This window comes from Actinoplanes sp. NPDC023936, from assembly GCF_040639325.1.
Lineage (GTDB): Bacteria > Actinomycetota > Actinomycetes > Mycobacteriales > Micromonosporaceae > Actinoplanes.
In genome coordinates, this window is the sequence record NZ_JBEZZR010000020.1 from 26,926 (window position 1) to 38,655 (window position 11,730).

An 11,730-nucleotide genomic window follows, 5' to 3' on the forward strand; every position below is an offset into this window, starting at 1 on the left:
CGTCCAGCCGGACCAGCCGGACCAGCGGGACCAGCCGGACCAGCCGGACCAGCCGGACCAGCCGGACCAGCCGGACCAGCCGGACCAGCCGGACCAGCCGGACCAGCCGGACCAGCTGGACCAGCTGGACCAGCTGGACAGGCCGGACCCCGTACCCGTCAGATCCAGGGGTTGAGGCGGAACGGCAGGGTGCTGGTGGTGCGCAGCGGAGCGACAGCGCCCCGGCGCAGCAGGCGGCCGCCGAAGCGGAACCAGTCGACGGCGCCGTCGCGGCCTCGGACGAAGCTGACGCGCTGGGTGCTGGGGGTGCCGTCCGGGAGGTGCACGACCGCGTAATCCCTGCGGTAGAAGCCGAGCCGCATCTCCTCGGAGCCGTCGATGCGGACGCTGAGCTGGCCGGCGTCGGCGACGATCTCCAGCACGAGGGAGACGAGCTCGCCGTCGAAGCCGATCTGCTGGAGGGTGTACTGACCCTCGTACGCGGAGAGGTCAGCGACGGGGCGGACGACGGCCGGCAGGTTGTGCACGCCGGCGAAGCGGCTCAGCGCCCAGTCCCCGACGAAGAGGTCGTCGAGCAGCACCGGACCGGTGTCCGAGTTGGTCAGCACGGTGAGCGCGAAGTCGCGCTCCGGCACCATCAGGAAACCGGAGTGCTGGCCGTCCCAGTCGCCGCCGTGCTGCACCACGGTCGGTCCCTCGGCGGTCGGGCGCAGCATCCAGGTGACGCCGACGCCGTCGAGTTCCACGAAGAGCGTCCCGCCGGGTCCGGGGTTCGACCGCATGGCGTGCAGCGAGCGGCGGCTGAGCAGCCGGCCGCCGTCACCGAGGTGGAACCGCGCCCAGCGCAGCTGATCACGGGCGCTGGAGATCAGGCCGCCGGCCGGGTGGAGACTGCGGGGCAGGGCCCATCGCTCCGGTTGCGCGACGATGTTCCCGGCCTCGTCGAAGACGTGGGGTACGGCCATCCGCGCACCCGGGATCCGGGTGATGTCGAATCCACTGCGCCGCAGCCCGAGCGGGTCCAGCAGCAGCTCCTGGACGGCCTGTTCGTAGGTCGACCCGGTGGCGACCTCGATCAGCCGGCCACCCACGGAGAGCGCCGCGTTGTTGTAGGAGAACAGCGCGCCGGGCGGGGTGAGCTGCGGCACCCGGTGCATCTCGTCGACGTACCGGGCGAGGGCCGCGTCGTCGCTGCCGGTGTCGAGGAAGTAGTCGCCGAGCCAGCCGGCGCTGTGATTGAGCATGTGGCGGACGGTCACCCGCGCCGACGCGGCCGGGTCGCTGGTGCGGAAGCCCGGCAGGTAGTCGCGCACCCGGCGGTCCAGGCCGAGCCGGCCGCGTTCGACGAGGCGCATCGCGGCGGTGCCGGTGAAGGTCTTGGTGGTGGAGGCGACCCGGAAGACGGTGGTGTCGCCGTCGACCGGGGACGGGTCGGTCAGGCTCGTCACGCCGAAGCCGCGGACGTACTCCCGGCCCCGGTAACGGAGGCCGAATGCTACGCCGGGGACGGCGTAGAGCTCCATCGCTTCGCGGATCTTGTCTTCGAGCTCGCGGACCGCGGACGGAACCCGGGGAGCCGCGGTGGCCGGCGCGGACGTCAGAGCCGGCGCGGCCAGGGTGGCGGCGGTGGCGGTCAGCAGCGTACGGCGGGTCATCTGCTCGGTCATCGAACCTTCTCCCTGTCGTCGTCGTGCACGCCCGAGTCACTGTATGCACGGCGGTCAATGCGCACGCTTTATAGCGATATTTCCGAATTAGCGGGAAACGTCATATCGCAGTGACAGTGCTCACTTAACCCGTTCTGCCCCCGGGCCGAACAGAACGGTAGGAGGTGGTGCATCGGATGTTTCCGGAACAGATCGGCGCCTGGGTGCTGCACGAACTGCCCCGCCTGAACCGAGCGATCCTGCAAGACCACGCCCCGACCGAGCTGCTGCTCGACGACCTGCACGAACACGTGCTGAACCATCTGCCCGACGTCGCCCAGCTGACCCCGCACCAGGCACAGCAGCTCCTGGTGAACCTGGGTTTCGTCGGCGCCTCGGTGGCCCGCCACTGGCAGGAGCACATCGCGGGCGGGATCCGGCACCCCGAGGACGCCTTCGAGGGCGTGGTGGCCGGCGCCGAGCGAATCCCGTTCCGCGCGTACTTCGCGGCCCTGGCCGAGCACACCGGGACCGGGCACTACGAGCGGGACAGCTTCGCCTCGCTGGTGCGCTGGAACGTCGGAACGATCAAGGTGCGTCTGGGCGACGAGACGCTCGCCGCCCTGCCCGGCGTCTTCGACGACGGCCGGATCCGCAGCTACACCGGCTCGCCCGGCGAGGAGCGGTTCTTCCTCCTGGTCAAGCAGGGTGAAGCGGTCGAGCTGGCGGTGAACGAGCTGCTCTGCCCGCTGACCGCGGACCGGGCCAGCCTGATCTGCGAGGACGCCCGCCATCGGGTACGCCTCGCAACGGTCCTGCTGGACACCCTGCGCCGCCTCATGGTCGACTTCGCGGCGCTCCCGCCCGAGCAGACCATGCCGGCCGAGCATTTCATGGACGTGTTCCGCCAGTTCGCCGCGCACTGGACGCTGGGCGACATCCCGCCCAGCGGCGCGCTGGACCCGGAGGCGCTGAAGCGGGACTTTCTGCTCGGCATCGCGGTGGACGACTACGACCAGCAGGCCCGGCGGCTCTTCCCGGCGCTGCTCGCCGGCGAGCGTGCCGAGCTCGCCGAGCTGATGGACGGTCCGACGCTGCCGCAGCGGCTGCTCGCCGCGCTGGGAACCGACGCGCGGCACCTGCGACTGGCCGACGACGGCGATCTGCGCCGCCTGGTCGCGCACCACCCGGCGCTCGTCGACTGGTACCGGCTGCTGGTGATGCACGCCCGTGCCGCCGGCGCGCACCTGATGCTGAGCAAGAAGTTCCTGTTCAAGCCGCAGCGGGTGCGTGACCGGGCCGGGCTCGGCGACAAGGAGCTGGTGTCGAACCGGGCCGGCACGACCGGGATGACGGAAACGTTCCTGGAACGCCTCACCCGGGCCCGGCAGGATCACATCCTCGCCGCCTTGCGTCCCGTGATAACCGCCGAAAAAGCGGAAATCGGACCAATTTCGGAGGTACGGTCCGCTCGGGGAGCGGTCCGGCGCGTCGTGGTCGAACTGACCGGTTGAGCGGGGGCATGGTGAGGCCAAGTGTGAGGGCGCCGCTGGCGGAGATCGGCCGTGACCAGCTCATGGCGCTGATCGACCACACCTCCGCGGTGATCTACATGCGCGACGCCGACGGCCGGTATCTGCTGGTCAACCGGGAGTACGAGCGCCTGTTCGGCCTGCACCGTGAGGACATCATGGGGCTCACCGACCATGATCTCTTTCCCCGGGACATCGCGGACAAGTTCCGGCAGAACGACCTCGAGGCGCTGGCCGGCGGCGTGCCGGTGCAGATGGAGGAGGAGGCGCCGGGGGAGGACGGCCCGCGCACCTACATCACCGCGAAGTTCCCGCTGATCGACGCGGACGGGCGGGCGTACGCGGTGGCCGGCATCTCCACCGACATCACCAAACGAAGCCGGGCCGAGGCGGCGCTGCGGGACAGCGAGGAACGGTTCCGGCTGCTCGCCGAGCACGCTCAGGACATCATCTTCCGGTACCGGCTGGAACCCGAGCCGGGCATGGAGTACCTGAGCCGGGCCGTGGAGTCGATCACGGGGCGGCCGGCCGAGGAGTTCTACGCGCGGCCCGACCTGATCCTGGACTGTGTGCTGCCCGAGGACCGGCCGCTCTTCGAGCAGTCCTGGCAGGCGCCGCGGACCCGTACCATCACGTTCCGGCTCTGCCGGGCGGACGGCGGGATGGTCTTCATCGAGCAGCGGGCCAGCACCGTCACCGACGACGCCGGCCGGGTCATCGCGGTCGAGGGCATCATGCGGGACGTCACCGAGCGGATCGCCGCCGAGCGGGAACGCACCGAGCTGGAACAGCAGCTGCGCCAGGCGGAACGGCTCGACTCGCTGGGCCAGCTGGCCGGCGGGATCGCGCACGACTTCAACAACATCCTGGCGGTGATCTCCGGGTACGCCGACATGCTCACCGAGGAGCTGGGCGAGGACCATCCCGGGCACGCCGACGCGGCCGGGATCAAGCAGGCCGCGAACCGGGGCAGCGCGCTCACCCGGCAGCTGCTCATCTTCAGCCGTTCCGAGCCGTCCCGGCCGGAGACCCTGGACCTGAACACGGTCGCCGAGGACCTGCAGCGGATGCTGGGCCGCACCCTCGGTGAGGACATCGAGTTCACCACCGAGCTGGCGCCCGGCCTGCCCCCGATCGTGATGGACCGCAGCAAGCTGGAGCAGGTGCTGATGAACGCGGTGCTGAACTCGCGCGCCGCGATGCCGGACGGCGGCCGGCTCACCATCGCCACGTCGCTGGAGCGGGCCGGCGACGGCGCGGCACAGGTCTGCCTCGAGGTCGTCGACACCGGCTGCGGGATGACGCCGGAGGTGCTGGCCCGGGCGTTCGAGCCGTTCTTCACGACCCGGGGGCGGGGCAGTGGCACCGGGCTGGGGCTGGCCACGGCGTACGGGGTGGTGACCGACGCGGGCGGCACGATCAGCCTGGAGTCGCAGCTGGGCCGGGGCACCACGTTACGGGTCCGGCTGCCGGCCGGCGTCGCGGTGACGCCCGGGACCGGTCCGGCGGAGCCGCCCGCCCCGGTCCGCCCGGGTCACGGCCGGCGGGTGTTCGTGGTCGAGGACGAGGAGGCGGTCCGTGACATCGTCTGCCGCCTGCTGCGCAAGGCCGGGTACGAGGTCGCGGCCGCCGCGAACCCGGCGGAGGCGCTGCGGATGTGCCGCGAGGACGACCTGCGCTTCGACATGCTGCTCAGCGACGTGATCATGCCGGGGATGTCGGGCACGCAGCTCGCCGCCGAGTTGCGGGCGGAGCGGCCGGACCTGCCGGTGCTGTTCATGTCCGGGTACACCAGCGGGCCGGCGCCGGGCGGTCAGGCCATGCCACCGGACGCCCCGCTGATCCACAAGCCGTTCGACTCGAAGACCCTGCTGAACGAGGTGCACCAGCTGCTGGCCGAGCGAATCCATTGACATGAATTTAGTTGCCGTCCTACCGTGCGCTGCTGGGAAAGCCCTTTCCCGCAGATGACGCCGGAGGTCGAGGATGCGTAGAAGGATGTTCCTGGCGATTCCCGCCGCAGCGGCGATTCCGGCTCCCCGCCGGCTGCGGCTGACCGTGGCGGCGGACGGCACCGGCGACCACACCAGCGTGCAGGCCGCGATCGACGCGGTTCCGGCCGGTCAGCCCGCGATCATCGGGGTGCGGCCCGGGACGTACCGGAGTCAGGTGATCATCCCGGCTGGCAAGCCGCTGATCGAGCTGCGCGGGCTCGGCCGGTCACCCGCCGACGTGGTGATCGCCGACGACCGGGCCAACGGCACCCCGAAACCGGACGGCGGCACCTGGGGGACCTCGGGCAGCGCCTCGGTCACCGTGGACGGCGCCGGCCTGCGGGTCACCGGCCTGACGTTCGCGAACCTCTTCGACGAGGCCGCCCACCCGGAGATCACCAACCGGCAGGCGGTCGCGGTGCTGACCCGCGCGGACCGGCTGGTCTTCGACCGGGTCCGGTTCCTCGGCAACCAGGACACCCTCTACGTGAACAGCTCGGCGGCCGGGGTGATCGCGCGGGCGTACTTCAGGGACTGCTACGTCGAGGGCGACGTCGACTTCATCTTCGGCCGGGCCACCGCCGTCTTCGACCGCTGCCACATCCACTCGCTGAACCGCGACAGCACGCCGGCCGGCTACGTGACAGCACCCAGCACCGACCGGACGAACCCGTACGGCCTGCTCTTCCACCGGTCCCGCTTCACCTCGGACGCCCCGCCCGGAACCGTCTTCCTGGGCCGGCCGTGGCATCCCAGCCAGGACCCGGAGGCGATCGGGCAGACGATCATCCGGGAGTCCTGGATCGGCGCGCACATCCCCGCCGCGCCGTGGACCGACTTCGGCACGTGGCCGTGGGAGGAGGCCCGGTTCGCCGAGTACCGCAACGCCGGGCCGGGCGCGGCGATCACCCCCGACCGGCCGCAGCTGACCCGCGAGCAAGCGGCCGGCTACACGGTGGCGGCCGCGCTGCGCGGCAGCGACGGCTGGAACCCGTGCGGGTGAGCTGCCGTCTCAGCCGGCTCGCCGGCTCCGGTCGGGCCCGATCGTCAGGTGCGGGATGAGCTCCTGATCACCGATCCGAAGAGGCGCTGCGCCTGCTCGGCCCGCAGCGCCACGAACAGCCCGGTCGCGGTGACCAGGGGCTCGTCCGGCGCCTCGGCGGTCGCGATGGCGCCGGTGGCGGTCACCCGCCGGCCGTCGACCTGCGAGACCTCGGCGGTCAGGCGCAGCGGGGTCAGCAGCGGGACGGGCTTCCGGTACGACGTGTCGAGCCGCACCGTCATCCCCGGGTTCCCCGACGTCGTCACCGCGTGACCGAGCATCTGATCGAGGAGCATCGCGCTGACGCCGCCGTGCGCGTACGTCGGCGGGCCCTCGTAGGCCAGGCCGAGCGTGCAGGTGCCGGTCGCGACCCCGCCGGCCGCCTCGATGTGCACCGGCGGGGCGATCGCGCTGCCGGCGCCGATCACCGGGTTGTACATCCGCACGCCGCCGAGCAGGTCGTCGGCGGCGGCGGGCTGGCTGCGCTCGCGGACCCGCTCGCCGAGCGGCGCGGCGGCCTGCCGGACCAGCTCGGCGGCCCGGATCAGCTCCTCGTCCGGCGCCTCGGTGGCGGTCGCGTGCTCGATCAGCTGGCGTAGCGCGTCGCCGAGATCGGCGATCGCTGCCCGCCGGGCCAGCAGCCGGTCGACGGATTGAAGCTGGTCGGTCACATCGTCTCCTCGGGCACCGGGCGGCGGTTGCCGAACAGAATCAGGTTCTACCAGCGATGGGGCCGCCCGCACGCTCGTACCTAGTGAATCTTCTCACACTGCTATAACCTGTTCTAGTTATTGCGGACCGGTGAGGGGGTGCCCGTGGAATTCGACGTGGTCGTTGTCGGCGCCGGCGCGGCAGGCATGACGGCCGCGCTCACCACCGCCCGCAGTGGACTCAGCACCGTCGTGCTGGAGAAGGCCGCGGTCTTCGGCGGCTCGGCGGCCCGGTCCGGCGCCGGCATCTGGGTCCCGGCCAACGACGTGCTGCTGAGGGCGGGAGTGCCGGACTCGGTCGCGAAGGCGGACACGTACCTGGCGGCCGTGGTCGGCCCGGAGGTGCCGGCGGCCAAGCGGCGCGCGTTCCTCGCCGCCGGCCCGCCGGCGATCGCGTTCGTCCAGCAGTGGTCGCCGCTGCGGTTCCGCTGGATGGAGGGCTACTCCGACTACTATCCGGAGCTGCCCGGCGGGATGCCGGCCGGCCGCTCGATCGAGCCGGACGCCCTGGACGCGAACATCCTCGGCGACGAGCTGTCCCGGCTGAACCCGGCCTACCTGGCGACACCGCCCGGCACTGTCGTCTACGACATCGACTACCGCTGGCTCGCCCTGGTCGCCCGGCACCCGCGCGGCCTCGCCGTGGCCACCGAGATCGTCTGGCGGTACCTGGAGCTCTCCGCGCGGGGCAAGCAGCCGATCACCATGGGTCAGGCGCTCGCCGGTGGCCTGCGCGCCGGGCTGCTCGCCGCCGACGTGCCGGTGCTGCTCGAGACCCCGCTCGTCGACCTGCACGTGGAGAACGGACGGGTGGCCGGCGTGATCGCGCTCCGCGACAACCAGGAGGTGCTGATCCGGGCCCGGCGCGGCGTGATGATCGGCAGCGGCGGGTTCGAGCACAACGAGCGGATGCGCAAGCAGTTCCAGCAGGAGCCGATCGGGGTGGACTGGACGGTCGGCGCGGCGTCCAACACCGGCGACGGCATCGAGGCGGGCGAGCGGGCCGGCGCCGGGCTGGCCCTGATGGACGACGCCTGGTGGGGTCCGATGATTCCGCTGCCCGAGGGGCCGTACTTCTGCCTCTCCGAGCGGACGCTGCCGGGCACCATCTTCGTCGACGGCACCGGCAAGCGATTCGTCAACGAGGCCGCGCCGTACAGCGACGTGGTCCACGTGATGTACGACGGCGATCACTTCCCGGCCTGGATGATCACCGACCAGGAGTACCGGAACCGGTATCTCTTCAAGGAGACCGCGCCGCTGCTTCCGTACCCGCAGGCGTGGTACGACAGCGGCGCCCTGGTCAAGGACTGGACGCTCGCCGGGCTGGCCGCCAAGATCGGCGTGCCGGCGGCCGCGCTGCGCGCCACTGTCGACCGGTTCAACGCGCAGGCCCGCGCCGGCCGCGACACCGACTACCACCGGGGCGACAGCGCCTACGACGCGTACTTCGCGGACCCCACCAACTCGCCCAGCCCGTGCCTGGCCCCGATCTGGCTGCCGCCGTTCTACGCGTTCACGATCGTCCCCGGCGACCTGGGCACCAAGGGCGGCCTGACCACCGACGCCCGGTCCCGGGTGGTGCGGCCGGACGGCTCGGTGATCCCCGGCCTCTACGCCGCCGGCAACGCCAGCGCGGCGGTGATGGGACGCAGCTACGCCGGCGCCGGCTCGACTCTCGGCCCCGCGATGACCTTCGGATACGTGGCCGGAAAAGACCTGGCGAGCGGTTCCTAACCAAGGAGGAAGAGAATGCCCAAGGTCAGTGTGTCGACCGTGACGAAGGCCAGCCCCGAGCAGATCTGGCAGGTGCTGACGGATCCGGGCCGGACACCCGAGTGGAACGCGATGCATCAGGGGTTCACCGGCGACGTGCCGGCCACCCTCACCGAGGGCGTGCGGTACAAGCAGAAGGTGAAGCTGATGGGCATGCCCGCGGACATGGCGTGGAAGGTGGTCACCGCGGACGGGACGACGCTGGAGCAGGCCGGCGACGGCCCGATGGGCGTCAAGGCGAAGAACCGTTTCCGGCTGGAGCGGGCCGAGGGCGGCACCCAGATCACCTACGACATGGAGTTCCTCGGGCCGGCGCTGACCGGCCCGATGGCGGCCATGCTGGAGAAACAGGCCGGGCCCGCCGCGAAGCAGGCCCTGGACAAACTGACCGGCCTAGTGGAGTAACAGGCGGGTAGCCAGCTCGAGGTGGTTGACCACGTCGTTCGCCGACGCGCGGCGGGTCACCCAGGCCACCAGGTTGGACAGCCAGACGTCACCGATCACCCGGGCCTTGGCGCGATCGTCAGCGGTCGGCTCGCCGTCGTGCATGGCCCGGGTGAACATCTCCTCCATGAGCCGGGCCACCGCGTTGACCTCGGCGCTGGCCGACGGGTCGGCGAACATGAAGGCCCGGGTCATCGCCTCGGCGAGCATCGGGTCGCGCTGCAGGGCGCCGGTCACCCGGTTGAGCACGTAGAGCGTGCGGTCGTACGCCGTGTCACCGGGGATCGGCTTGCGGCTCAGCTTGTCCTGGATCGCCTCGAGCTCCAGCGCCAGCGCGGAGACGAGCAAGTGGATCTTGGAGGGGAAGTAGCGATAGAGGGTGCCGAGCGCGACCTCGGCCCGCTCCGCCACCGTGCGCATCTGGACGGCGTCGTAGCCGCCTTTGGACGCCAGCGCCAGCGTGGCCTCCAGGATCCGCCGCCGTCGATCACGCTGAGCAGCCGATCCCTGCTCGGCATCAGTGGTACTCGTTCTCGCTGTCGCCATCTCTCCCCCTTGCCGGTGAATCAAGCCTAGCAACGGCGCGTTGCGGACCCGTGTCACCCATCGGTGGCGCGTTCAAACTGAAACGTGTTCTAATCCGGCTATGGATTTCCGCCTGGACGAGACGCAGCAGGCGATCAGCCGGCTCGCCGCCGAGGTGGTGGCCGGCGCGGACCGCCCGGAGCGGCTCTGGAAAGGCCTGGGCCAGGCCGGTCTGCTCACGCTCGGCGCGCCGGAGCGAGAGGGCGGCGCCGGGCTGGGCGTCCTGGAGACCGCCCTGGTCCTCGTCGAGATCGGCCGGGGGGCGGCGGCCCTTCCCGCCCTCCGGATCGACCGGACCGCCCTGATCATCGAGGACCCCAAAGATCAACTGCCCGACTGGGTACGGTGGGACGCCGCGTCCCGCCCCGACCCGCACCCCCTGGCCGTCGCCGCGGCCTGCGCACTGGGCGACGGCGCCCTGGCCGGAGCGCTCGACCTGACCGCGCGGCACATCCGCACCCGCGAGCAGTTCGGCCGCCCGCTCGCCACGTTCCAGGCCGTCGCCCAGCAGATCGCCGACGTCTACATCGCGAGCCGCACCCTGCACCTGGCCGTCCTCTCCGCGTGCTGGCGGCTGGACGCTAGCCGGCCGGGCGCGGCCGCCGGACCCGGCTGGTCCGGCAGCGCCACCGCCGGCGGACGGGCCTGGTCCGGCAGCGCCGGCGACGACCTCGCCGTCGCGGCCCAGTGGCTCACCGCCGAGGCGCCACCCGCGGTCCGCACCTGCCATCACCTGCACGGCGGGCTCGGCCTGATGATCGATTACCCGCTGCACCGGCACACCACGTTGATCCGCGACCTGGTCCGGTTCCTCGGCGGCGCGGAGCACGCCTTGTCCACATTGGGGGAGCGCTGTGTTCCTCGACCTGACTGACGAGCAGCGCGCGCTGCGGGACGAGCTCCGCGCGTACCTCGGCAAGCTCTTGACAGTGGATCAGCGCGCAGCGCTGGCCCGGGAACGGCACGGGCGCGCCCATCGCGACCTGGTGTCCCGCCTGGGCCGCGACGGGTGGCTCGGGCTGGGCTTCCCGGTCGAGTTCGGCGGGCGCGGGCTGGGGCCGGTCGCGCAGCAGATCCTGGTGAACGAGGCGGCCCGCGCGGACGTGCCGCTGCCCGCTGTCACGCTGCAGACCGTGGCGCCCACGCTGCTGGCGCACGGCAGCGCGGAGCAGCGACGACGTTTCCTGCCGCCGATCCTGGCCGGGGAGCTGCACTTCGCGATCGGCTACACCGAGCCGGACGCCGGCACCGACCTCGCGTCGCTGCGCACCCGTGCCGTCCGGGACGGCGGGTTCTACCGGGTCACCGGCGCGAAGACGTTCACCACCGGCGCGCACGACGCGGACTTCCTGTGGCTGGCCTGCCGGACCGACCCGGACGCGCCGAAGCACCGCGGGCTCTCCATCCTGATCGTCGACACGGCGGACCCCGGATATTCCTGGACGCCGCTGATCACCTGCGACGGCGCGCACCACGTCAACGCGGTGCACCTCGACGACGTTCGGGTGCCGGTGGCGATGCGGGTCGGCGCGGAGAACGAGGGCTGGCGGCTGATCACCGCCCAGCTCAACCACGAGCGGGTCATGCTCGGTCCGGCCGGGCGTCTGGGCGCGCTCTTCGACCGGGTACGGGACTGGGCGTACTCGACCGGCGCCGTGACAGACCCGGAGGTCCGCCGCGCGCTCGGCAGGTGTTTCGCCGCGCTCCGCGTCAACGAGCTGCTCAACGCGCAGATCGCCGGCGGCGAGCCGAACCCGGCCGACGCGTCCGCCACCAAGGTCTTCGCGTCCGAGAGGCTGCTGCGGCTCGGCGCCGAGATGGCCGAGCTGGTGGCCCGGTTCGGCGGCGACCCGGACCTGCTGGAGTGGCTGGACCTGCAGAATCAGCGGAACCTCGTGCTGACCTTCGGCGGCGGGGTGAACGAGGTGCAGCGGGAGATCATCGCCAGCGCGGGCCTCGGCCTGCCCCGAGTGCCCAGGTGAGCGGGATGGACACGGTGAA

General features: G+C 71.8%; 10 protein-coding genes. 7 read left to right on the top strand and 3 right to left on the bottom strand.

The features are described from left to right. Nucleotides 1-158: 158 nt before the first annotated feature. Nucleotides 159-1,667 carry a serine hydrolase domain-containing protein gene (locus AB0F72_RS24390; RefSeq protein WP_360435392.1) on the bottom strand — a complete coding sequence of 503 codons (1,509 nt, stop codon included), beginning with the start codon at nucleotides 1,665-1,667 and terminating at the stop codon, nucleotides 159-161. 176 nt (nucleotides 1,668-1,843) lie between these two features. Here AB0F72_RS24390 and AB0F72_RS24395 point away from each other — a divergent pair, with 176 nt between their 5' ends. From AB0F72_RS24395 to AB0F72_RS24405, 3 genes are all read left to right on the top strand, one after another. Further along, entirely contained in the window at nucleotides 1,844-3,160 is a 1,317-nt protein-coding gene (locus AB0F72_RS24395) for a hypothetical protein (protein WP_360435394.1), read from the top strand. Nucleotides 3,161-3,183: 23 nt separating this feature from the next. Next, nucleotides 3,184-5,091, top strand: coding sequence for a PAS domain-containing protein (locus tag AB0F72_RS24400; RefSeq protein WP_360435396.1), 1,908 nt, complete (start codon nucleotides 3,184-3,186; stop codon nucleotides 5,089-5,091). A 73-nt stretch (nucleotides 5,092-5,164) separates the two neighbouring features. Beyond that, a complete protein-coding gene (locus tag AB0F72_RS24405) occupies nucleotides 5,165-6,175 on the top strand; it encodes a pectinesterase family protein (protein WP_360435398.1) in 1,011 nt (336 codons plus the stop codon). 44 nt (nucleotides 6,176-6,219) lie between these two features. On the opposite strand, the gene AB0F72_RS24410 is transcribed toward AB0F72_RS24405, so the two are convergent. After that, nucleotides 6,220-6,885: a PaaI family thioesterase gene (locus tag AB0F72_RS24410; protein WP_360435400.1), complete on the bottom strand. Its 666-nt coding sequence runs from the start codon at nucleotides 6,883-6,885 to the stop codon at nucleotides 6,220-6,222. Nucleotides 6,886-7,029: 144 nt separating this feature from the next. Here AB0F72_RS24410 and kstD point away from each other — a divergent pair, with 144 nt between their 5' ends. Continuing rightward, nucleotides 7,030-8,661 (top strand): 3-oxosteroid 1-dehydrogenase, encoded by a 1,632-nt coding sequence (gene kstD / locus AB0F72_RS24415; RefSeq protein ID WP_360435402.1) that lies wholly within the window; start codon nucleotides 7,030-7,032, stop codon nucleotides 8,659-8,661. Between the two features lie 15 nt (nucleotides 8,662-8,676). Then, nucleotides 8,677-9,105 carry an SRPBCC family protein gene (locus AB0F72_RS24420; protein ID WP_360435404.1) on the top strand — a complete coding sequence of 143 codons (429 nt, stop codon included), beginning with the start codon at nucleotides 8,677-8,679 and terminating at the stop codon, nucleotides 9,103-9,105. On the opposite strand, the gene kstR is transcribed toward AB0F72_RS24420, so the two are convergent. After that, on the bottom strand, nucleotides 9,094-9,690 hold the full coding sequence (gene kstR / locus AB0F72_RS24425) for a cholesterol catabolism transcriptional regulator KstR (RefSeq protein WP_360435406.1): 597 nt from the start codon (nucleotides 9,688-9,690) through the stop codon (nucleotides 9,094-9,096). The genes AB0F72_RS24420 and kstR overlap by 12 nt on opposite strands. A gap of 100 nt (nucleotides 9,691-9,790) precedes the next feature. Between kstR and AB0F72_RS24430 the strand changes: the two genes are divergently transcribed. Then, complete coding sequence (locus tag AB0F72_RS24430; RefSeq protein WP_360435410.1) at nucleotides 9,791-10,603, top strand: acyl-CoA dehydrogenase family protein; 813 nt, start codon at nucleotides 9,791-9,793, stop codon at nucleotides 10,601-10,603. Continuing rightward, entirely contained in the window at nucleotides 10,584-11,711 is a 1,128-nt protein-coding gene (locus AB0F72_RS24435; RefSeq protein ID WP_360435412.1) for an acyl-CoA dehydrogenase family protein, read from the top strand. The genes AB0F72_RS24430 and AB0F72_RS24435 overlap by 20 nt, the downstream gene beginning before the upstream one ends. Nucleotides 11,712-11,730: the final 19 nt, after the last annotated feature.